We start from the raw sequence: 20985 nt of genomic DNA, 5'->3' as shown, positions 1-20985 counted from the left end.
TATGGGGGGTCTGCCCCCCAAACCCCCCATTGGGGGACGAGTTGCCTCCCCCAAACCCCCTGCAAACCAGAGTCATATCTGTAAAATATAAGTTTTTCGCTTTTGCAAGCCTAGTTACATAAGTATTGTAAGTTTATTTTATTTTTTGTATTAATCAATACAATCTACTTGATATATTTTTGCTTTTATTGAACATATACAATTTTTTAGCAGTTGAAAAATAGTGTTTTAAATAATTAATTTATTTACTTTATTTAACTGCTAATTAATAATATTATTGAGAAAAATTAGGCTGCCCTTGCTTAATTTTCTTTCAAAATAACTAACTTGTTACAAGCAGGCAAAGAGGAGAAAGTTATGCCAGAAGTGCTGTTTAAAGTTGACTTAAATAAGCCAATGACGGAACAAGATGCTGTTGGGCATAATCGCTGGCATCCTGATATTCCGGCGGTAGCTTCTGTTAATCCTGGTACAGTATTTCGGATTGAGTGCAAAGATTGGACGGATGGACAAATTCACAACAATGATAGTCCTGAAGATATCCGCACGGTTAATTTAACTATTCCTCACGTTCTCAGTGGGCCCATTCACGTCAATGGTGCAGAACCTGGCGATTTGCTGGTTGTCGATATTTTAGATGTGGGAACTTTGCCTAACTATGAGTGGGGTTTTACAGGGATTTTTGCTAAAGAAAATGGCGGCGGATTTTTAACTGAACATTACCCGACTGCTCAAAAAGCAATTTGGGATTTACAAGGAATTTACGCGCGTAGTCGTCACATTCCCGATGTAAAGTTTGCGGGGATTCCTCACCCCGGACTAATTGGCTGCGCTCCTTCTCATGAATTGCTGGCTACTTGGAATAAGCGCGAAGCGGAATTAGTAGCAACAGATCCCGATCGCGTACCAGCATTAGCTTTACTCCCAAATCCAAAGGATGCAATATTAGGTTCTCTCAAAGGCGCGGAATTTGACCGCATAGCTCAAGAAGCTTGTCGCACAATTCCCCCCCGCGAACATGGCGGAAACTGCGACATTAAAAACTTATCTAAAGGCTCAAAGGTTTATTTTCCCGTTTATGTTGAAGGAGCAAAGCTTTCAATGGGGGATATTCACTTTTCCCAGGGTGACGGCGAAATTACTTTTTGCGGCGCGATTGAGATGGCTGGCTATTTAGATTTGCACGTAGAACTCATCAAAGGTGGTGTAGAAAAATATGGGCTAATTAACCCGATATTTAAGCCCGGCCCGGTTCAACCTCATTACTCAGAATTTTTGGTATTTGAAGGCATCTCTGTAGATGAATTTTCTGGCAAACAGTACTATTTAGATGCTCATGTTGCCTATCGTCGCGCTTGCTTGAATGCGATCGCCTATTTCAAGAAGTTTGGTTATACTGGCGAACAAGTTTATTTGCTTTTAGGTTCTGCGCCCGTAGAAGGACGAATTAGCGGCATTGTAGACATTCCCAACGCTTGCTGTACGATTGCTGTCCCAACGGCAATTTTTGAGCGTAATGTGCTGCCTACCTAGAATAATTAAGGAGATGACAAATAATGCCCTTGTACGATTTTCGCTGTGAAGCTTGTGGCGTGTTTGAACAAAGCCGGAGTATGCAAACAGCAAACGATCCGATGTTTTGCCCAACTTGTCAGGCTGTAGCCAAACGCTTGATCTCTGCGGTGGGAATACTTAAGACACCAACGCAATTAAGTAAGCGAGTTGAGCAAAGCGCCGAACCGCGCGTAGTTCAACGCACAACTCAGCACAACCATTTGGCCCACAAACACAACCATCATCACGGACGACCTTGGGCAATTGGTCACTGAAATAAAACTTGATTAGGTAGCAATTGACTACCTAATCAAGTTTATAAAAGTTTTATAAAGGTTCTCAATTGAGCGAGTTACATTTGTAAGGGCGCAATGCATTGCGCCCTTACACGAATGATAAATTTTACGCACCTTACTGGTTTAGGAAACGCTACATCCTTAAAAAACTAGCCTAAACAGTCAAATATCGCCGTACCAAGGAATCTGTCAGATCGCTAGTGTTACCTTTTGCAGCGATCGCCCCTTTCTCCATAATAAAAAACTTTTGCGCTAGTTGTTTGGCAAAATCGATTTTTTGTTCTACCACCAATAAAGTTATCCCTTTTTCACGATTAATTCGTTTTAGGGTTTCATCTATTTCTTGGACAATAGAGGGCTGGATGCCTTCGGTAGGCTCGTCTAAGAGCATAATTTGGGGGTCGCACATTAGCCCCCGTGCGATCGCTAGTTGCTGTTGTTGTCCACCGCTTAGTAATCCCCCTTGGCGCTTGAGATGCTGCGTTAGCATGGGGAAAAACTCAAAGATTTCATCGGGTATTTTCTTGAGTTTTTTCTTACTCGCGGCTAATCCCAATTTTAAGTTATCTAAAACCGACAGATAAGGGATAATTTCGCGCCCTTGGGGAATAAAAGCAATCCCGTAACGCGACCTCTTATAAGTTGGGATATTAGTTATATCATCCGCATCAAAAACGATATCGCCTTTAATAACTTTATTTAAACCAATAATGCTCCGCAAAAGGGTAGTTTTTCCCATACCATTGCGACCCAATATGCAAGCAATATCTCCTTTTTCTACTACCATATTGACGTTAACTAAAACAGGAGTTTGCCCGTAACCCGCCGATACATCTGTAAGCTTAAGCAGCGACATCAATTCGTTCACGACCTAAATAAACCTCGATAACTTGTGCATTATTTTGAACTTCTTGAACCGATCCTTCAATTAGTTTTTCGCCTTGATGTAAAACTACAAGCTTTTGAGCAATTTGCTTAACAAATTCCATATCATGCTCAATTACTATTACGGAATGATCTTCGGAGATAGATTTAATAATTTCTCCTGTCAAATGGGTTTCGTCGGAAGTCATCCCCGCCGTTGGTTCATCTAACAATACCACTGTTGGATCTTGAGCGATTACCATGCCAATTTCTACCCATTGTTTCTGTCCGTGAGAAAGCGATGAAACTTTGGTATAAGCTTTATCTAACAACCCAATTCGTTCTAAAACTGCTTCGATTTTTGCTTTTTTTACTCTCGTTAACTTCGATTTAATTGAAGCTAAAACTGAGTGAGTTCCTTTAAGTGCTAATAAGATATTTTCAAATACTGTTAGATCGTTATAAACATTTGGATTTTGAAACTTACGTCCAATTCCCATACGCGCAATTTCATAACGATTTTTATTAGTAATTTCTTTACCGCGAAAGTATACGTGACCAGAAGCTACTGGAGACTTACCAACAATTGCATCTAAAAGCGTACTTTTCCCCGCACCATTCGGGCCGATAATCGTGACAATTTCTCGTTCGCCGACTTCTAAATTTATTCCTTTGAGAGCTTGAAATCCTGAAAAGACTACTTTTAAGTCTTTAACAGCAAGTATTGTATTCATATTGGTTTTATAGTTTTTGGTTACAGTAGCATGAATTGAAGTTGTTTTTTGTTGCAATTGTTACATGATAAATTCACTGCTTTTATTGGTTGTTGCGGGTGTTTAATAAGTTGAATTTTTTGGGAATTAAACTCATTAAGCCATCCGGGACAAATAGCACGACAACTAATAACAAAATGCCCACGATTAATTGCCAATCTTGGGTTACTCTTTCGGCGTAGTTTTGAACTTGACCTAGTAAAATAGCCGCAAATATCGGGCCAATTAAAGTTCCTCTCCCACCAATTGCTACCCAAATCACAACTTGCGTACCAAAAGCTACGGCTAAATATACTGGAGAAATAAATCTATTTAGCGGTACAAATAATCCCCCAGCTAAACCTGCTATACCCGCCGATAGTGTCCAAATAAAAATCTTGAAGCTGGCGACATCGTAACCTAAATAAGAAATTCGTTGCTCGTTTTCTTTAATCGATCGCAAAATTAAGCCAAAGTTAGATTTTGTCAGTAACCAACTACCAAATAAAACTAAAGTAGTAAAACCAAGAATGATGTAATACAAACCTATTAAGGGAATATTTACACCAAAAAAACTGAGACGAGAAACATCAGTAATGCCATTCGTCCCACCCGTGAAAGCTTGCTGGCTGACAAAAAATGTAGTTAATGCCGATGCGATCGCTAAAGTAATAATAGTGATGTAAACTCCGCTCACTTTAGAGCGAAAAATAAACCAACCGATAATGTAAGCAAAAGCTGCGGGTACAGCAATTGTAGCAATGGCGGCGATGGGAAAAAACTTTAATGGGGCAATAAACCAAGGTAATTCTTTTAACCCATTCCACACCATAAAGTCCGGCAATTCGCCGCCGTAAGTATTTGCCGTTGATGACAAATTGAGTTTTAAATAATACGCCATAGCGTAACCACCAAGGGTAAAGAAAACCCCGTGAGCAAAACTCAAAATGCCTGTAAATCCCCAAACTAAATCTAGAGAAATCCCTAAAATCCCAAACAATAACAGCTTTGCCATTAAAGCCGTTTGAAATTCTCCTAATACAAAAGGCAAAATTATAAATAGTAAAAGAATAATTCCCGTTGTTACCAACAACTTAACAGGAATAGTAGCCCGTTGAACGCCCCCTAATACATCAGTCATTTGCTTATTTGCTCTAAATATTTACAACTTAATAATTAAGCTCGTTTTTGGACAGTAAACAAGCCTTCAGGACGATAGCGAATTAAGATGATTACCGCCGCTAATACGATCACTCGCGCTAAAGGATCGTTAAGCAAAAATGCGATCGCTGCGTTCGATTCGCCAATTAAAAATGCTCCCGCCAAAACTCCAACTAGCTTATCTACACCGCCGGTTACAACTACCATCCAAGCATCAACTAAATAATCTTGTCCCATTGGTGGCGCAACGCTTTTTAGCGAAGAAAGTACCGCACCAGCAACCCCCGCTAGTCCGCAACCGTAGGCAAAGGTCACCATATCAACGAAACTTGTATTAATGCCCAAACATTTCGCCATATCTCGATTTTGAGTCACAGCGCGAATTTGTCGCCCTAAAGCCGTACCGTAAAGTAAGTAAGCTGTCAGTGCTAGTAGCCCTAATGCGATCGCTACAATAAACAAACGATAGTAGGAAATTGTAATACTTGACCCACCATCGGCGCTAGTAAATACGTTTAAGTTTCCTGATATATAACGGGGAGCTTTTACATACTTTAACTGCGCTGTAAAAATTAATTTAACAACTCCTTGAAGCACAATACTTAAACCCCAAGTGGCAAGTAAAGTTTCTAAAGGGCGACCGTAAAGCCGCCTAATTATAGTTAGCTCAATAATTGCCCCAATAATTGCTGTAGATAAAAAAGCAAAAGGAATAGTTAGCACTAAATCCATCTTGAAAGTGGATTGCATTACAAAAGTAGTGTATGCGCCTAACATGATGAATTCACCATGAGCTAGGTTAATTATTCGCATCACTCCAAAAGTAATCGCTAATCCCAACCCCGTTAATAATAAAACTCCCACAATACCAACTCCATTCAGAAGTTGGTTAGTAAAGGTTACTAAATCTAAGCTTTTGGCAGTAGGAGCTTGTGCTAGTAATTCAATTATGGATAAATACATTACAAATTATTGCCCGATTAAATTAGTAAAAATCTCTAACCTGTTTAAAGATTAGAGATTTCAAGTTAGTCTAACTACTTAAATCTTCAGGTACTCAACTTTTAAGTCTGCGCCTGTTTCTTTAATTGAGTTAGTACGCCCATCAGGCGAACCATGAACGCAAGTACGACCTTTGTAAAGTGCCTGACTCCAAGGAATCGGTTTCACCGCCGCCGGGGTGGCAAATACAATCTCTGCTTGACCATCAGCTTTCCACTTCCCAATTCTTGAATACAAGTAAGTATGGTAGTTATCGGGATCACTCTTTACTGTACCTTGGGGAGCATTAAAAACTTGACCGCGAGTTGCTTCCCGTAAGTTGTCAGGAGTAATTTCTTTGCCTTCATTTAGTAATTTCTCCATTGCTTGCGCCATAAAGAAAGTTTGCAAATAAGCCGCTTCCATAACGCCATTCGTTACGCGATCTTGACCAAATTTTGCCTTAAACTGCTCCACAAATGCCTTATTTTCTGGCGTATCTACACTTTGGAAGTAGTTAAAGCTGCTGTAGTGACCTTCCGCGTATTCTGGACCCATCGCTTGAATTTCTTCTTCAGTAGTGGGGTAAGCCATAATCGGAGTGTCCGCCGAAGTAATCCCAGCATCCTTATACTGTCTGTAAAAAGCTGGAATACTGTCACCGACTAAGTTACTCAAAACAAAATCTGGCTTTGCTTGCTTGATTTTATTAATAATAGTAATAAATTCGGTAGTTCCCAAAGCCGCGTACTCATCCCCAACAACTTCACCGCCAGATTTAACTAATTCTGCTTTAGCGATGCGGTTGCTTTCTTTGGGATAAATGTAATCTGAACCAATGAAAAAGCCTTTTTTGCCAAAGTTTTTGGCACAATAAGGAATAGAATCGGTAATTTGTTGGTTGGGTGCAGCACCCGTATAGAATACATTAGAACTGCATTCATTACCTTCGTAGTAAACCGGGTAATAGAGGATGGCGTTTTTTTCTTCAAAAACTGGTAGTACCGATTTACGACTTGCGGAAGTATAGCAACCTAAAACGCAGGCAACTTTATCTTCATCAATTAAGCGTTTGGACATTTGGTTGTACAAGTCCCAGTTAGAATCGGGGTTAACTACGACTCGTTGCAACTGTTTACCCTTAATCCCTTTTCCACCTTTCCAAGGGCCTGTACCTTCATTAATTTGATCGATCGCTAGAAAAGTAGCATCCTGCAAAGACTTCTCCACAATGGCGATTGTTCCAGTCGTCGAATACATCACTCCAATTTTGATGCCATCGCCCCCAGAAGCGGCGGGACTAGCATCACTACCGGGGCTTTGGGCTGAAGGCTGTTCGCCACCAGAGCAGGCTGCAAGCACGCCACTACCAAGGGCTAACGAGCCATACTTGATAAATTTACGGCGATTGATGCCACCAACGATAATTATGGGTTCGCGCGATGTCATTAAATTAAACTCTCCTTTATCTGCCTTCACTAGGCTTTACAAAATAGGTGCTATGGCTAAGTTTTTCTAGTTGGTCGTAAACTAATTCCATAGATTTATTATCGGTAGTCAGACGGGGCTAAACTAATTGAGTTTGAGATTTTATCTCAAACTTATAAGTAACTTCTAATCTCCAAACCAAACTAACTGTGTCTGACAACCTAGCAATAGCAACACTTTTTCGATCCTTGACCTTGGTTCACTACAACGCCTTATTAAACTTAAGTGTTAGGATTACCACAAAATTTTTTATCTGTGTTGTTACTTTGGATACATTTTATTAAAGATTTAGTCTATTTTCAACGTAAACTCGTCGGTAAATTCAGGCGTTCAGACTAATAAACAAAACCATGTCCAGCTTAAGAATACCCAAAATAATTTAGTAAAATTACACTTAATTTTTACCAATGCATAAATGTTTGTACTTAGCTAAATGTTGATCGCAATAGAACAGATATCAAGTTCTTGGCTAGTAAAGTATCCAGGAGAAATCGCCGCGCTCAGTGCTGCAAGTCTTTGGGCGGTGTCGTCGGTGATTTATGGGAGTTTGGGGAGAGAAATTTCACCAATGTACTTAAACTTATTTAAAGGCGCGATCGCAATTATTTTACTAGGTTTAACTTTATTAGTGCGTGGCGAGTTATTCCCTACTGTATCAGCAACTAACTTATGCTTACTATTACTAAGCGGTAGTATCGGCATTGGTTTAGGCGATACGGCATTTTTTGCAGCGTTAAATTGTTTAGGTGCGCGTCGTGCTTTATTAATGGAAACTTTAGCCCCGCCCATTACAGCAATTTTGGCACTAATTTTTCTACAAGAACGTTTAAAAGCTAGTGTTTGGGGTGGTATTTTATTAACAGTTGCCGGAGTTGCTTGGGTTGTAACCGAACGTACCCCAGCTACCGAAGGTCGCCCCGTATATCTGCGTAAAGGAATTATATTTGGCATAATTGCCGCGATTTCTTTAGCAATTGGGGGGATTTTAGCGCGGGCGGCGATCGCCAATAACAGTATTTCTCCTCTATGGGCGGCATTACTGCGGATAAGTGCCGCAGTTGTTAGTTTATTACCATTTTTACGCCTTCAACAAAATAGTTTTGCTTACAAGCCAACGCCACGAGTTTTTGCAGGGATTGGGTTAGCTGCTTTTATGGGGACTTATTTAGGAATTTGGTTGCAGCAAACAGCAATCAAATTTACAGAGGTAGGAATTGCTTTAACTTTAACCAATACTGCACCAATATTTATCTTGCCAATTTCTGTTTTTATTGGAGAAAAGCCTAGTATTAGAGCAATTTTAGGGGCAGGAGTAGCAATTTTTGGCATTGCAACTATATTTTATCTCGGTTAAGCAGCTTTTTTGTAGCGCGATCGCACTTCATCACTGTTTCGCCATAAATCTCTAATTTTTGAGATATACACTCTAACTTTTTATGAATTTAGAGCGCCTATCTTTAACAATTTCAGGAATATATTTATTTTTAGAATCTTGTCCATCAAAACCGAGCCGATTGTAAACGTTTCCACCAATACCAGGGATTACTTCACCGTCATCTGTGCGCCTATCATCTTTAGCAAAGTAGAAAAAATTAAATTTATCATATATAGGTTTTTCAAAGCTATTTTTAAGTTTCTGTTCTGCTTCTACATATATTACTGGAGCAGCTATAAATATTTTCTCAGGTTCAATTTTTTGAATTAAATCAGTAAGGTTTGTTCTCACTATACAAGCTCCAGAAATGATTGATTTTACAATAATCAAATAATTGGTAGGTAGGTTTGCTGGTTCTTGGTATTTTTTTAAAATTGGCGCTACTTTTATATCTTCAATTTCAAAAGGTGAAAAACGCTGATTCCAAAAACAGGCGAAACCAACTTTTTTAATTTTTTTTTCTAGAGTTAAGAGCATTCCTAAGCTAAGAAAATCCGCATCCTCAACGGTGCAAGCAAGGTAAACATTGCAATGCTCTTTGTCGATATGATTTAGAATTGCATTACCCAAAAACATACCAAGCTTAGTCATCGTATCTTTGTAAATATCGGGTGCAACATTTTTATCGGCTAGAATGCCGAGCAAATCTTTGATATTTTCATTTACGAGGTTTGAATAGCTTCTCGTCATATTAATCAATAGGTAAGTAAACCTCAAGTTCCTCAAAGCAAGTTGGAGGATTTTTCTTTAGGAGTTCTTGGAATTGTTTGAACTGGCTTGTCTCCATGCTAAAAGGTAACGTACCCTCCATAAGTCCATCTTTGAACTGCCAATATAGAAAACCCTTTGTCAAATTATAGGTAAAATCAGCGATACTAGCTAAAATATTTTCAACAGCAGGATCTAGTTTCAAATCCTTGCTAAACGAGCGGATGAAGCAGGGAGTCATATCTTGAGCTTTTTTTAGTATCTCCATAATAGATACTTGTGTTTTAGCGCTAGAAGCCCACGCGCCCAGTAGTACCTTTGCTACACACTCAATCTTATCAGGAGCAGGTCGATCGTAAGCACTGAGATACTCTATAGCTTGTTGAAACTCAGGTTCTAACGTAATTAACTTGACTAGCTCGGCATCGTAAGAAAAATAAATTACTTGGCTATATTTCTGAATAGCTAAGGGCATAGTTGATTCTAATTTATTTTTGAGTATTCGAGAAGAAACAACCAAGTAAATATGTGATTGTTTGGATATAGACCTATTGAGATCGTATTGTTTTATAAAATCATCAGATATACTTCTCAGTCCTTGTCCCCAGCTTTCATTTTCACTATTTTTTAATTGATAGTGTTGGAGGGGATTTGCATCTTGGCAATCAACGATCAAGTCCTCAACAAAAGCAACAATCTGGCTTGAAAGTATGATTTCTTTGTTGCTTTCAATTACTTGTTGCGATCGCAGAGCTATTTGATAAATAGCAAAAAAGTTTTCATAGGTATTGCCTTTTGCTGCACTACTACCACCTCTATTTTTGTTATGTATATACCGAAGAGACTCTTCGTCAAAAAGTTGGCTAAGTTGTTCGGGAGTGTACATTTGCTAATTTGAGTAAATTCCAACAAGTACCTTTGTACTTATTTAAGTATCTTAGCCCATGTTTTTATTAATATTGATATCCTATAACTTAGGCAAAACTATATAGGGCTTGGGAGGTCTAAATGTCAGAAGAAATAGATATGCAGGCTATTAAGGCAGCCGCAAAAAAAGAGCTTGGTGATATTTCAGGAATAGAAGGATTTGGAATTAGCGATCGCTCTTTGAATATTTACACGAATAATGAGGAAGTTAAGAAGCAAATCCCCACAAATTTTCATGGAGTCCCAGTTAATTGCATAGTTACAGGAACTATCTATACCCAGATTTAAACTAATTTTTGGCGATTTATATAACTTTAAGGCATCCACTATACTTAAGTGCTTTTAATTCTAAACTGAACGTTCCAGTCTTTTAGAAGGGAGTTTTTTTGACTTCGCTATTACCATTCTTCTTATAGATGGCAACTTAATATCAAGAGCTTGACTTACTTCTATAACTCGTGACAGTTTTACAGAGGCATAGTTTGTCGCTTCGTACCTCTGGATTTGCTGTTCTTTAATTCCCAGTCGAGCAGCTAATTCTTTCTGGCTGATTTTCGCAGCTATACGCGCTTCAATCAAAGCTTTTGGTAATGCTTCTATCGATCCACCTGCTAACGCTATCGACTTACTAGAAGAACTTTTAGCAAGTCTTTCGTACTCCTTAATTTCCTCCTGCAATTCATTTAACTGACTTTCTATTGCTGACTTCTTAGCTTGCCATAACAAGGGATTGACCTGTTTTGCTTCTTCTGAGTATTCTGTCAGTTTTGTCAGTGCTTGCTGAAACTTTTGCGCTTGAGCCTTAGTAATACGGTACTGTCTCTCATTCTTAATCATGGCTGCCACTTCAATAAATCTATAGCTATTATCCCTTTTCGGTTTCTATCTTTGTCGTTTTGAAAAAACTCTAGAAAATGAGTTTCATCGCCATCCGCTTCCGACTCAGCAGGGAAAAATTCTCCTCCGTATTCAGCTTTTTGAGCCTCACGCTTACGATCAAAGTAGGAGCAATAGATATTAGCTTGTTCATATCCACACCATTGCCACTCCAACACGCATCGAAGTCACCTGGAATTAACTTGTTAGTTACAAAGCTGCCATCAATATAAATAGTTGAACAACCTGCTGTCTGTAACTGTTCCATTGCAATTTTGAGTCCTGCTATCAGGTTTAACCGATATTGTATACTTCCAAATCGCGCTACAAATTCTTCCCAGGAGCAAAAATGAATTCCTGGTGGCAGGTTACCATTGGAATTAAATGGTGGAATCATCTCCTCACAATCCTAACACAACAAAAAAGTTGTGTTGAGCATAACATAATTGCTAGAAGTCAAATCATCGTGGGTTAATTCAGCCAACTAAAAATTAGGTAGTATTTTACCTAGATTGCGTATTGAGCGATCGCACTTTTATTACTTTAAGGCATCCACTCCAAAACAATTCCCACCCGATTATCTTTACTATGCCTAGAGTTTTGCTTTTGAATATCTGTAGATAATCGCAAATTGGAAGTAACAGCATAACCAAAAGAAAGTGTAGTTAATCCCACTTCCTCCGCCGTACCGGGAGAAACCCAGCTTTGAGTTAAAGCAATATCTGCCGCACCGCCGCGAGATAATACTAATAGCAACCTCGCACCAACATTAACGCCATCTAGTGAATATTCGTCCTTTTGCAGATGCCGATAGCCTACAAGCGGCGCAATATTTACATAGCTACCCAAAGGACGCAAGTAGTAATGCAAATCGCCACCATAGCTAGTATTATCCCCTCTAAAAGCTTGCTGATACTCTCCACTGACTGTTAACCTGCTTCGCCCTATAAATACATCTTCTACGCCAATATTTACGCCGTTTTCGGTGGAAAAAAGATTGTAACCTAGCCGCAAACGAGTCCGAAAACTAGGATCGTTTTTAATATCTTCTAAAATATTTGGTATTTGACGCTGCCAACGTTGAAAAACTGGGCTATTTTCAATACTTAAATCTTTAGCAGTACTTGGTAGTGGCGCACTTTTAACAGCCATAGGCAAGCAAAGACTTGTAGAAATCAAAGCAAATAGGCAATAATTCATTATTTAGCGTAAATTCCCAAAAAAAAGTGACTCCGCTTCAAGCAAAGTCACTCATAGCACCAAACGGTTAAAATTTACTGAACTTTACCTTGCACAGAAGCCATGTCAATAGGTTTCATAAAATACAGGCGCACAAATTGCCAACCATTAGAAATGTATAAAGGCAGTTTTTGGAATAGTTGCAGAAACTTGGGAGTAGAGGAACTAGCGATCGCACTCAATTTATCGTTATTCTGAGTACAAGTTTCTAGGCGATCATAAAATTCTGGCTTTTTAACGTCCAAAATCACCGGGAACACTCGCCCAGCCGTTTCGTTAGTCTTTTCAATTACCTGCTTGTCGTAATCGCGCGCGTCTAGACCAATGGCTGCATAAAACTTCGAGCGCCCAATATCATTGAGATACATTGTCCCAAATACTGACAGCAAGAAGAACCGACACCACAACCGAGCTTTCCAATCATTCAACATTTTGGGTTGAGACTTCATCATCGCATCGAAAAAGTCGCCGTGCCGATTTTCGTCTTGACACCAATTTTCAAAGAAGCGGAATATAGGATAAATCCGATCTTCAGGATGAGCGGCTAAATGACGGTAAATCAAGATATATCGCCAATAACCAATTTTTTCGGATAAATAAGTGGCGTAGAAGATAAACTTAGGCTTAAAGAAGGTATATTTGCGACTTTTCGTCAAAAATCCCAAATCTAACGACAAATTAAAGTCTGATAGCGCCTTATTTAAAAAGCCAGCATGACGCGCTTCATCGCGTGACATGAGGTTAAAACACTCCGCTAGTAGAGGGTTTTTGTCTTTTAAGCGACGGCTGAGTTCTTTGTAAAGTAAAAAGCCCGAAAACTCCGCCGTACAAGAGCGTTCTAAAAATTCTACAAATACTTGGCGAGTTTCGCCGTCTATATGTTCCCAAGATTGCTCAAATTCGGCATCGCGGGTAAAGTGAGTGCGGTTGTAATCTGTCTGAAATTCTGCTAACAGCGCTCTTAGCTCGGCTTCATTTACCGAGAGATCCATTTGCGCCATTTCTTCAAAGTCGGTGGTGTAAAACCGAGGTGTAAGTAGGGTTTCCTTGGAGGGGACTTTTACCCCCGGACGCATTTCTTCAAAGCTCGGTTTTTTGAGGGAATCTACCATGTCTTTTTTTAATCTCTTTTGACGAAAGGTAGCGTGCTAATGCTGCAAATACGCTCTTTATGGAATTTAGTTTAGCAATCCTAAAGGCGAAGTTTCTCAGTTATTACGTTAAGAGTTGCAACATTGAGGCAAATTTTGTAACTAATCTTTAACTGATATCGGAACTAAAGCCCAAATATGTGTTGTCACTAAAGAAGCAGTAGCGCGAAAATATATCTATCAAGCGCTAATTTTAGGCAGCTAAATGATGAACCACGAACCACCAACACCGCCAGAGACGAAAGTATCCAGCGCTTATTTTCTCTGGCTTGCTTGCTTACTACAGTTACATGGATTGCATCGGTTGTACAATGGCAAAGTTTTTACAGGTTTGTTGTGGCTTTGCACTTTGGGTTTATTTGGGGTTGGACAATTAGTAGATTTATTGTTGATTCCCAATATGGTAGACGAGCATAATACAAAACTACGAGCCAGATTAGGAGTATCGGAAGTTGGGATTCCGTTGTATCAGCCTGTAGTTGCTAGTAGCGTTATTAGTTCCAAATATACGCGATCGCAATTAATGATGAAATTGCTTCTAGCGGCGGAGCGTAGAGGAGGAAAGCTCTCCGTTACTCAAGCTGTCATGGATACAGAAGCTAGTTTTGCTGAAGTTGAAGCAACTTTAAGAGAAATGCTGAAAACTGGTTATGTAGCAATAGACAACCACCCCGATACTGGAGTGGTTATCTATCACTTTTTAGAATTGAGCTAGTTTCTTGCCAGCCATTTTTGACCATTTAAGCGCTGAATTACGCCAAATACTAGCAAATCTAAAGTTACTTTGCGCTCGTCAATCAAAAACGATTCTAGGGTACTTGGTTTAGAGCCTTCGTTACAGGAAAAAGCTCTTTGTCCTTGGATATTTTCTTGAGGGAAATAAACGCTAAATTGACGCAAACCGTTGTATAAGCTGCCTTTGACTTGCCAACACTCGCTAGAATCATAACCTGCGATCGCAACTTTTTGTTTTTCAAACTTTAAATTTGCTTCTGGTACTCCTTGAGTTGCGAAGGCTTTTTGCAATGCTGGTAAATAGTGTTGCTGTACAAATTCCGCAAAAGGCTTGTCTTCAACGGCGGGAGCTTTTTCTTTTTTGGCGGCGGGTGAATCTGCTTTGTCGGCGGGGGCGCTCTTTTTGGGTGGTTTAGCTTGGGAGGCGGATTCGTCAGGAGTAGAAGCTTCGGAGGTGGGTTTTTCTTTGCTGGCGTTAGGATTAATTTCAGGATCTACTGCCGTAGGATCGGGCGCATTGGCAGTAGGAATATCGGTAGCCTCTGCCTCGGATGTACTATGAAGATGCTCCTCAACTATACTTGGAGCTTGCTGGTCTACGGTACTTGGTGGGGCATTTTCTCCCGCAGTTTTCCCAGTCGGTGCTTGTTCTTCAGGGGAATTATTTGGAGTAGTATCTGCCATGATTGGGGTTTAGGAAGGAATTACTTTTACAGTCATTTTGACACAGCACCGTTGAGCTATAGCTAGAAAGCGATTTTTTCTCATCATTAAGGTGAAGGAGGCTACTAGCAATCAGCCGTAGCCGCGATGATAAACTGCTCTGGAAATGCGATCGCCTTTTAAAAAAAACAGTTTTATGCAAAAACCACTTTTTAGGTAGTAACAAGCAAAAACTCTATCGCTTCAAGTGCAAAATTTCCTCTAGTTTATCTTCAGCCATTTTTTTGACAAAAAACTTCAAAGGAAAGGCAATTAATGGTCGTTTTTCTACAGAATCAATAATTCTCCCCAAACGTTCCAAAAGCAGACTTTTAACTTGCTTACGCAATTTTCGGTCAACGTTATCTAGTTCTACGTCTCCCAAATGAACGGCAGGTTTTTGTAAATTTTGTCCAGGATTACAGTTAAGCAAATAAATTTGACCTGTTTTTTTACCACCTTGACTATTTTGCTTTTGAAGATTTCTCAGAAACTCCGCAGCCTTTTCACGCCCAATATAGTAATCGTAATCGCGAAACTTGCGATCGAAGAAACCACCAAAAGCTGATAATTTTTCTCCAGCTAATTCTCCATCTTTGGCAGTAATAGCATAAACGGTCAAAAGCTCTTTAGCGCCAAGGTTAGCCGCTTTTTCTAGAGCTTGAACAGCCTTCAACCAACTACTAGCAATCGCTTTGCCATTTTCTCCCAAGCTAGTAAGTTGTTGCACTTCTTCCTCAAACTGCTGCTTTAGTCGCTTTTCGTCCGCTTCTCTGTATTTGATATCTGTATAAAGAGTGTTTAAAAGTTTTTCGGCAACTTCGGCAAACTCTGAATATTTTTCTGGATGTTGCTTAAGTAAGTCTCTTAAAAACAGAGCTTGATTGTTAAACTTTTCCACCGATTCATTGGCATCGCTAACTTGAATCCAATCTTGAAAGCGTGATTGAGTAAAAATTCCTCCAGCTAAAGCGAAGGCTGTATTCACATAGAAAGCTTTAGCCGCAGTAAAATCCTTATTTATGCTAGAACTTTTCGGCCCTGGAGCTACATAGAGGAAAAAGCGTTTTTCATAATCTTGGGGGGATTTATCGAGTTTTTTGGCTAGACTAATTGCCATACCTAAAGGTTCATTTTCAAAAACACCGCCATCGGTATAGGCAAAAGGTTGTTTATTCGGCTCTTTTCCGGGTTCTGGCTCAGTATAAAATTCTGAGCCTTTATAAGCTGAATCAGAGCTTATTCTGTCAACTTCCTGTACTTGGAAGGCGAAGGGAAACGAACCAGAAGCGATCGCAATACGCTTGATTAATTCCCAAAGATTATAGTTATCATCTTTGTCGCTTTGAATTTGGGTGATATAGCAATCTTTATGTTTTGTGTAGGTAAAAGCATTGTTTTGCTGGTTGTCTGAATTTAGTTGTCCTTGGATGTTAGTTAAGTTAATTTTGAAGTCAAACCCATTGAGGTTAGATAAAGCAATTCCTAGCTGAATACTCTTAGCTACCGCCGGGTGGCGTTTAGCAATACTTGTTGGAGCATTAGAGTTATAGCGATTCAACAGATACTTGTTGCCAACTTGCTGCACAAAGCCAGAGGACAAAATCGCCATATCAGGATTATCTTCCATTCCAAACTGAAGTAGCGTTTGAATGTCAGCTTCTTCTACCCAGGCGCGGTAAATATCGTTGTGGAGAGGTTCTCGGAGTTTATCAGCTTCAAACAGCAGTTTTTGAGCGACAATCGCCGCCGTCATTGCTCCGGCGGATGCTCCAGTAATTACGTCAATAACAATTTTTTGGTCTTCGGTGGTATTTGGGTGCAAGTTGTGTTGAGCAATAGCTTCAATAATCTCGTACATTACCCCAGACTCGAAGCTACCTAAAGAAACAGCACCACTAATGGCGATCGCTAGTTTTTGAGCCATGATATATTTTTCCTAATTTATAAATTGACAGGTTGTATCGCTTGTTTAAGGCTGATTTTGGGCAGCTTGAATAATTACATCCGAGGCTTTTTCGCTAATCATGTAGATGGGGGCAACAATGAAAAAGCCAGGAATAAAAGGAAATACCGAAGCATCGACTACGCGCAAATTTTGCGTTCCATACACGCGAAAATTGCTGTCTAAAACTGCCATTTTGTCCTCTGGTCGTCCAATTTTACAAGTTCCACAAGCATGATGTCCCCAGGCTTCATCCTTGATAAACTGCTTAACTTCGTCCTCTTGGTCAATTTCACCGCCGGGTAACATTTCGGTTTTAATAAATAAATCCGATTGGTCGGTTAATTCCCGAACAAATTTGACCCCTTCGACTACCGCTTGCAAATCTTCGCCCTTGGTGTCGTTACCTTCATCAAAATAATGAAAGTTGATTTCTGGTACGTCTTGGGGATTAGTGGAACGCAATTTTACCGTCCCCGCCGTATTGTTGGTATGAGCTTTAAGAATTGCCCAGGTAAAGCGATCGCTCTTGGCGGCAATTTCGTCAGCGTATTTGAGAAAATACCCTTTAAAGTGAAGCGGTAAGCCAAAGATAAATAAGTCAGGATCATTCAGCTTTTCATCGGATTTTTTGATAATTCCAATCACCGCCCCATTGCTGGTATATAAGCCAGACTTGGATTTTTCCCACTCTTGGAGATGCGGATCTTTGGGTGCGTCTGCTGATTCGGGTTCTTTGAAAGTACCGCCTTCTAGGAGGACAAAATTTTCTTTCATTTGGCTAATAACGCCCACCTCATAACGATCTTGTAAGTTTGCTCCTACTCCAGGTAAGTTAACTTTTACAGGGATATTAAGCTGCTTTAATTCTTCCTCTGCACCAATACCAGAGAGCTTGAGCAATTGAGGCGTATTAAATACACCCCCAGAGAGGATAATTTCTCGTTTGGCGTATTGACGCTTTGGCGCTGTAGAGTTATTGGTTTGGGAAGCTCTAGGATCTGCCCCGTATAGGTGTTTCCCTTCTAGATATTCCACACCGATCGCTTTGTATTTGCCTTCATCGGGTTCAAATAGCACTTGAGTTACCAAGGCATGAGTTTGTACCTTTAGCTTGTCGGGGTGCTGGCGCTCCACTGCTCGGATATAGTCGCGGGTACTAATGCGCCGACCATCTTTAGTGGCCAAAGGAATCATAAATACCCCTTCCGGGCGGTTTTGCACTACTCGCCAATCGTTGGGATCGAGCAATTGATCGATGATATCTTTGAGCGCCGTTTCGCCTTTGAGGATTGAGAAAAAGCTGTTACTGAGTTGGGAAGATAGATACTGTATTCGCTGGAAAAAATTGGGTACTTTGTCTTGCAAGGTAGTTAAAACAGCTTTAACAATCGTGCCTAATAATTGGCGATCGCGCACTGCAAGTTTAGGATCGGCGAGTGATGTCGCCAGCCAGCCATCAAACCCGTGCCGACTGGTGTTATCTTCAATACTTTGGGGACGCTCGATATATCTGCATTGTTCTAAGCGCTCAAAATATTTACGCATATTGTCGCTTTGCCAAGACGAATCCCCGGTAATTTCGGCGAGTTTATCCCAGTCGCTGTTGTGAGGATAAATCGTAATCATGGCGTTGTGAGTCGTGCAACCACCAAGCGTCCCCGCACGGGGGTAGAGAATCCCTTTTTGTTCTTTGTGATACTTGCTATCGCGGCGTTGTTTTGCGTCATTTGCATAGTGCTTGACAAAGAAACTCCAACGCAAATCGTCGTCTTCGGTTGAGCGGGGATGAAAAGCCGGAACTGAGTAGCTGTAACGCTCCATTGGTTTCCCATCATCGGTTTGCAAAGGATCGCCCCCAGCTTCTAGTAACAGGACGCTGTAACCTGCTTTGGCTAAATTGGCTGCTAAAGGGCCGCCCCCCGCTCCAGAACCAACAACGATGTAATCATAGATTTGGGTGTCTTCAATGTTGCTATTCATAGGTTTGAAATCAGTAATTTAAACAAAATTATTTAGGAAACAACTAACGGTCGATGGAGGCTATATTTAGCGATTAGTTGTGGTTCAACACAAACGGTTGCTTCGACTAAGTGCGTATGGCTAGACAATTGCGATCGCACAGAAGTAGCAATTTTTTGCGCTTCAACTACAGAAAGTTCTGGATTAACAGCAATGGCGATTTCTGCTTGGAGACAATGACCTGTCCATCGAGCTTTGATACTGTTAATTTCTAGTACCTCTGGGACATGGCTAATAGCATGATGAAGGTCAGCAATTACTTCCGGTTCAACTCCATCTAGCAAGCGGGTAAAAATTGTTTGCGCCGATTGGATGACAATTCGGGCGATCGCTACAGTAATTAATAACCCCACAATTGGATCGGCTAAAGGAAACCCCAACCCCGTCAAAGCTGCGCCTAAAAAGACTGACAGGCTTGTAAACCCATCAACTCGCGCGTGGTAGCCATCTGCTACTAAAGCCGCGCTGCCAATTTCTTGCCCAACTTTGAGCCGAAATCTTGCCACTGCCTCGTTACCCAAAAAGCCAATCACCGCCGCCACCATAACGGCTCTTAAGTGAGTAATTGCTTGGGGATGCAAAAATCGCTCTATTGCCTCATAGCCTGTTATCGCCGCACTTAGCAAGATAATCCCGACAATCGCCACTCCCGCTAAATCTTCTACCCGTCTATATCCGTAGGTAAAACGTTGATTGGGTTTCCATTGGGCTAGAGAAAAAGCTATCCATAAAGGAATTGCCGTTGCAGCGTCGCCTAAGTTATGGATTGTATCGGCAAGGAGAGCTACACTACCGGAAAGGATGACAACCCCAACTTGCAACAAAGCCGTTAGTAGCAGTCCCATAAATGACCATTTAACTGCCCAAATTCCGCGCTCAGAAGTCACAATTTCGGGAGAAATTGCGCCGTGTGTATGGGTGTAACTATCGTGATGGTGCATAGGTTTATTTGGCGCTATAGGGTGGTGCTAAATAAGGAAAAGTGTTGCCAGCTAACTGAGTGGGTTGGTTAACTCCATCACCGAAATGCGCTCCATTGCCTTTGTTGATGTACAAACTGATGGTGTCGTCTACGGTGTCCTCATTGGGCATTCGTCCGCCACAAGTTGCGTAGGGCTGACCTTTCAAAATTGCTTTTTCAATCTCTAAGTAGCCTTTTTCGGTACAAGGTTTAGCGGTATCGATAACTAAAATGTCATTCAATAGCAAGTCTGTGAGGGGATGTTGACCGTTTTCTTTAATTTGCCAGTCAATTTGGCGATCGAAGTTGTCCCAAAAGCCGAGATTGGCGTTAAACCGGGCGCGATAAGCTCCAATGTAGTCTTTTGATGGCTTAAAAGTATCTTCCTGGTTGTACAAGTCCCGCACATCCAAGTCTTTATTTACTTGGTCAAATTGCTTAAAAGAGAGGGTAATATTAGTCATTTCCGATCGCCCTTGACGATCGATGCGGATTGTTGGTTTGGCGATCGTATTTACTTCTCCCACTACTGCAAACATCGAACCATTGTCTGTCCCAAACACTTTGTCCATGTCTGCGTCAATTACAATGCTGAGGACATTTTTGTTTTGCAGCGAATTTTTCCCCTCCGCATCAGCGCCGAGTTTACCTTCAGCAATCCGTTTAAAGTCCAAAAAGAACGAATCTAAACGACGACCTGCAAATACACGCATTCCCGCCCCTTGCGTGCCGTCTTCATCGTTTACTTTTACAGGTACAGAGATCCCTTTTGGAGCGGTGCAAGTGCCGAGCTGTCCCACCTTTGGAGTTTTAAATTTGCAAGTAAACCGAAATTCGCGATCGCCTACACTAAAACCCGCTTGCGATCCAGTCCCCGCAATACTTATGGGTTTTACAACAATATTATATTCAAAGGCATCTGCAAACCACGCCGATTCGCTGGCGAGGGGTAATGTATTCATTACCATTACTAAATGGTTTGGTTGTTCTGGATTAGTAAAGGCGAAAAGATCCGAAATGTCTAATACTGGAGTGCTAAGGATTTTGGGTGAATCTTGATGATCGGAAGCATAGGCGGGAGTAATAAATAACAGCCACCCAAGCAACAAAGCGATTACTTTTAAAAGCCAATGTTTGTTCATTTTAAAATGCTCACTTTTTATTAGTTTTTAAAGCTGCAAGTTTTAG

Annotated in this window: 21 protein-coding genes and 1 pseudogene; 5 read left to right on the top strand and 17 right to left on the bottom strand. The window is 40.6% G+C overall.

What is annotated here, in order from left to right; genetic code table 11:
• The first annotated feature begins 357 nt into the window (after nucleotides 1-357).
• The gene (gene fmdA, locus SYN7509_RS0208190) at nucleotides 358-1533 is read left to right on the top strand and encodes a formamidase (RefSeq protein WP_009632897.1); all 1176 of its coding nucleotides are present in this window, start codon (nucleotides 358-360) and stop codon (nucleotides 1531-1533) included.
• A gap of 23 nt (nucleotides 1534-1556) precedes the next feature.
• On the top strand, nucleotides 1557-1829 hold the full coding sequence (locus SYN7509_RS0208185; RefSeq protein WP_009632896.1) for an FmdB family zinc ribbon protein: 273 nt from the start codon (nucleotides 1557-1559) through the stop codon (nucleotides 1827-1829).
• A gap of 175 nt (nucleotides 1830-2004) precedes the next feature.
• Here SYN7509_RS0208185 and urtE read toward each other — a convergent pair whose 3' ends face one another.
• The 5 genes from urtE to SYN7509_RS0208160 all read right to left on the bottom strand — a co-directional run bounded on the left by urtE (nucleotide 2005) and on the right by SYN7509_RS0208160 (nucleotide 7057).
• Nucleotides 2005-2718, bottom strand: coding sequence for an urea ABC transporter ATP-binding subunit UrtE (gene urtE, locus SYN7509_RS0208180; protein ID WP_227501483.1), 714 nt, complete (start codon nucleotides 2716-2718; stop codon nucleotides 2005-2007).
• Nucleotides 2693-3448 carry an urea ABC transporter ATP-binding protein UrtD gene (urtD, locus tag SYN7509_RS0208175; protein WP_009632894.1) on the bottom strand — a complete coding sequence of 252 codons (756 nt, stop codon included), beginning with the start codon at nucleotides 3446-3448 and terminating at the stop codon, nucleotides 2693-2695. Before urtD ends, urtE begins: the two co-directional genes overlap by 26 nt.
• A gap of 82 nt (nucleotides 3449-3530) precedes the next feature.
• A complete protein-coding gene (gene urtC, locus SYN7509_RS0208170) occupies nucleotides 3531-4607 on the bottom strand; it encodes an urea ABC transporter permease subunit UrtC (RefSeq protein ID WP_009632893.1) in 1077 nt (358 codons plus the stop codon).
• Nucleotides 4608-4642: 35 nt separating this feature from the next.
• Nucleotides 4643-5590 (bottom strand): urea ABC transporter permease subunit UrtB, encoded by a 948-nt coding sequence (gene urtB, locus SYN7509_RS0208165; protein ID WP_009632892.1) that lies wholly within the window; start codon nucleotides 5588-5590, stop codon nucleotides 4643-4645.
• Between the two features lie 78 nt (nucleotides 5591-5668).
• Nucleotides 5669-7057, bottom strand: coding sequence for an ABC transporter substrate-binding protein (locus SYN7509_RS0208160; RefSeq protein ID WP_009632891.1), 1389 nt, complete (start codon nucleotides 7055-7057; stop codon nucleotides 5669-5671).
• Between the two features lie 472 nt (nucleotides 7058-7529).
• On the opposite strand from SYN7509_RS0208160, the gene SYN7509_RS0208155 reads away from it, so the two are divergent.
• A complete protein-coding gene (locus tag SYN7509_RS0208155; RefSeq protein ID WP_009632890.1) occupies nucleotides 7530-8450 on the top strand; it encodes a DMT family transporter in 921 nt (306 codons plus the stop codon).
• Nucleotides 8451-8522: 72 nt separating this feature from the next.
• Here the strand turns inward: SYN7509_RS0208155 and SYN7509_RS0208150 are convergent, their stop codons facing one another.
• Both SYN7509_RS0208150 and SYN7509_RS0208145 read right to left on the bottom strand, forming a co-directional pair.
• The gene (locus SYN7509_RS0208150) at nucleotides 8523-9221 is read right to left on the bottom strand and encodes a hypothetical protein (protein ID WP_009632889.1); all 699 of its coding nucleotides are present in this window, start codon (nucleotides 9219-9221) and stop codon (nucleotides 8523-8525) included.
• 1 nt (nucleotide 9222) lies between these two features.
• Nucleotides 9223-10125, bottom strand: a complete 903-nt coding sequence (locus SYN7509_RS0208145) for a hypothetical protein (RefSeq protein ID WP_009632888.1) — start codon at nucleotides 10123-10125, stop codon at nucleotides 9223-9225.
• Between the two features lie 122 nt (nucleotides 10126-10247).
• Here SYN7509_RS0208145 and SYN7509_RS0208140 point away from each other — a divergent pair, with 122 nt between their 5' ends.
• Nucleotides 10248-10454, top strand: a complete 207-nt coding sequence (locus SYN7509_RS0208140) for a hypothetical protein (protein WP_009632887.1) — start codon at nucleotides 10248-10250, stop codon at nucleotides 10452-10454.
• Between the two features lie 60 nt (nucleotides 10455-10514).
• Here the strand turns inward: SYN7509_RS0208140 and SYN7509_RS25445 are convergent, their stop codons facing one another.
• The 5 genes and pseudogenes from SYN7509_RS25445 to acsF form a co-directional block, all read right to left on the bottom strand.
• On the bottom strand, nucleotides 10515-11003 hold the full coding sequence (locus SYN7509_RS25445; RefSeq protein WP_009632886.1) for a helix-turn-helix domain-containing protein: 489 nt from the start codon (nucleotides 11001-11003) through the stop codon (nucleotides 10515-10517).
• Complete coding sequence (locus tag SYN7509_RS31895; protein WP_432205681.1) at nucleotides 11000-11221, bottom strand: DUF6932 family protein; 222 nt, start codon at nucleotides 11219-11221, stop codon at nucleotides 11000-11002. The genes SYN7509_RS25445 and SYN7509_RS31895 overlap by 4 nt, the downstream gene beginning before the upstream one ends.
• A pseudogene (locus SYN7509_RS25440) lies at nucleotides 11188-11439 on the bottom strand (DUF6932 family protein); the annotation flags it as partial. The gene SYN7509_RS31895 and the pseudogene SYN7509_RS25440, both read right to left, overlap by 34 nt.
• Nucleotides 11440-11585: 146 nt before the next feature.
• The gene (locus SYN7509_RS0208125; RefSeq protein WP_202807216.1) at nucleotides 11586-12242 is read right to left on the bottom strand and encodes a hypothetical protein; all 657 of its coding nucleotides are present in this window, start codon (nucleotides 12240-12242) and stop codon (nucleotides 11586-11588) included.
• A 74-nt stretch (nucleotides 12243-12316) separates the two neighbouring features.
• Complete coding sequence (gene acsF, locus SYN7509_RS0208120) at nucleotides 12317-13393, bottom strand: magnesium-protoporphyrin IX monomethyl ester (oxidative) cyclase (protein ID WP_009632883.1); 1077 nt, start codon at nucleotides 13391-13393, stop codon at nucleotides 12317-12319.
• A 244-nt stretch (nucleotides 13394-13637) separates the two neighbouring features.
• Here acsF and SYN7509_RS0208115 point away from each other — a divergent pair, with 244 nt between their 5' ends.
• Nucleotides 13638-14147, top strand: a complete 510-nt coding sequence (locus SYN7509_RS0208115; protein WP_009632882.1) for a TM2 domain-containing protein — start codon at nucleotides 13638-13640, stop codon at nucleotides 14145-14147.
• On the opposite strand, the gene SYN7509_RS0208110 is transcribed toward SYN7509_RS0208115, so the two are convergent.
• From SYN7509_RS0208110 to SYN7509_RS0208090, 5 genes are all read right to left on the bottom strand, one after another.
• Entirely contained in the window at nucleotides 14144-14851 is a 708-nt protein-coding gene (locus SYN7509_RS0208110) for a DUF2996 domain-containing protein (protein WP_009632881.1), read from the bottom strand. The genes SYN7509_RS0208115 and SYN7509_RS0208110 overlap by 4 nt on opposite strands.
• 214 nt (nucleotides 14852-15065) lie before the next feature.
• Nucleotides 15066-16796 carry a patatin-like phospholipase family protein gene (locus tag SYN7509_RS0208105; protein ID WP_009632880.1) on the bottom strand — a complete coding sequence of 577 codons (1731 nt, stop codon included), beginning with the start codon at nucleotides 16794-16796 and terminating at the stop codon, nucleotides 15066-15068.
• Between the two features lie 45 nt (nucleotides 16797-16841).
• On the bottom strand, nucleotides 16842-18797 hold the full coding sequence (locus SYN7509_RS0208100) for a GMC family oxidoreductase (RefSeq protein ID WP_009632879.1): 1956 nt from the start codon (nucleotides 18795-18797) through the stop codon (nucleotides 16842-16844).
• A 32-nt stretch (nucleotides 18798-18829) separates the two neighbouring features.
• Entirely contained in the window at nucleotides 18830-19777 is a 948-nt protein-coding gene (locus tag SYN7509_RS0208095; RefSeq protein WP_009632878.1) for a cation diffusion facilitator family transporter, read from the bottom strand.
• Nucleotides 19778-19781: 4 nt separating this feature from the next.
• Complete coding sequence (locus tag SYN7509_RS0208090; protein ID WP_009632877.1) at nucleotides 19782-20939, bottom strand: DUF4331 family protein; 1158 nt, start codon at nucleotides 20937-20939, stop codon at nucleotides 19782-19784.
• Nucleotides 20940-20985 lie beyond the last annotated feature (46 nt).

This window comes from Synechocystis sp. PCC 7509 (genome assembly GCF_000332075.2).
In the GTDB taxonomy this organism is placed as follows: Bacteria; Cyanobacteriota; Cyanobacteriia; order Cyanobacteriales; family Chroococcidiopsidaceae; genus Aliterella.
Note: the sequence above shows the minus strand (reverse complement) of the source record. Positions and strands in the feature narration are given on the sequence as shown.

Excerpts from the sequence above, each read along its gene's own strand:
- fmdA (WP_009632897.1), top strand. The coding sequence starts at position 358 with ATGCCAGAAGTGCTGTTTAAAGTTGACTTAAATAAGCCAATGACGGAA.
- SYN7509_RS0208185 (WP_009632896.1), top strand. The coding sequence starts at position 1,557 with ATGCCCTTGTACGATTTTCGCTGTGAAGCTTGTGGCGTGTTTGAACAA.
- urtD (WP_009632894.1), bottom strand. The coding sequence starts at position 3,448 with ATGAATACAATACTTGCTGTTAAAGACTTAAAAGTAGTCTTTTCAGGA.
- urtC (WP_009632893.1), bottom strand. The coding sequence starts at position 4,607 with ATGACTGATGTATTAGGGGGCGTTCAACGGGCTACTATTCCTGTTAAG.
- urtB (WP_009632892.1), bottom strand. The coding sequence starts at position 5,590 with ATGTATTTATCCATAATTGAATTACTAGCACAAGCTCCTACTGCCAAA.
- SYN7509_RS0208160 (WP_009632891.1), bottom strand. The coding sequence starts at position 7,057 with ATGACATCGCGCGAACCCATAATTATCGTTGGTGGCATCAATCGCCGT.
- SYN7509_RS0208155 (WP_009632890.1), top strand. The coding sequence starts at position 7,530 with ATGTTGATCGCAATAGAACAGATATCAAGTTCTTGGCTAGTAAAGTAT.
- SYN7509_RS0208150 (WP_009632889.1), bottom strand. The coding sequence starts at position 9,221 with ATGACGAGAAGCTATTCAAACCTCGTAAATGAAAATATCAAAGATTTG.
- SYN7509_RS0208145 (WP_009632888.1), bottom strand. The coding sequence starts at position 10,125 with ATGTACACTCCCGAACAACTTAGCCAACTTTTTGACGAAGAGTCTCTT.
- SYN7509_RS0208140 (WP_009632887.1), top strand. The coding sequence starts at position 10,248 with ATGTCAGAAGAAATAGATATGCAGGCTATTAAGGCAGCCGCAAAAAAA.
- SYN7509_RS25445 (WP_009632886.1), bottom strand. The coding sequence starts at position 11,003 with ATGATTAAGAATGAGAGACAGTACCGTATTACTAAGGCTCAAGCGCAA.
- SYN7509_RS0208125 (WP_202807216.1), bottom strand. The coding sequence starts at position 12,242 with ATGAATTATTGCCTATTTGCTTTGATTTCTACAAGTCTTTGCTTGCCT.
- acsF (WP_009632883.1), bottom strand. The coding sequence starts at position 13,393 with ATGGTAGATTCCCTCAAAAAACCGAGCTTTGAAGAAATGCGTCCGGGG.
- SYN7509_RS0208115 (WP_009632882.1), top strand. The coding sequence starts at position 13,638 with ATGATGAACCACGAACCACCAACACCGCCAGAGACGAAAGTATCCAGC.
- SYN7509_RS0208110 (WP_009632881.1), bottom strand. The coding sequence starts at position 14,851 with ATGGCAGATACTACTCCAAATAATTCCCCTGAAGAACAAGCACCGACT.
- SYN7509_RS0208105 (WP_009632880.1), bottom strand. The coding sequence starts at position 16,796 with ATGGCTCAAAAACTAGCGATCGCCATTAGTGGTGCTGTTTCTTTAGGT.
- SYN7509_RS0208100 (WP_009632879.1), bottom strand. The coding sequence starts at position 18,797 with ATGAATAGCAACATTGAAGACACCCAAATCTATGATTACATCGTTGTT.
- SYN7509_RS0208095 (WP_009632878.1), bottom strand. The coding sequence starts at position 19,777 with ATGCACCATCACGATAGTTACACCCATACACACGGCGCAATTTCTCCC.
- SYN7509_RS0208090 (WP_009632877.1), bottom strand. The coding sequence starts at position 20,939 with ATGAACAAACATTGGCTTTTAAAAGTAATCGCTTTGTTGCTTGGGTGG.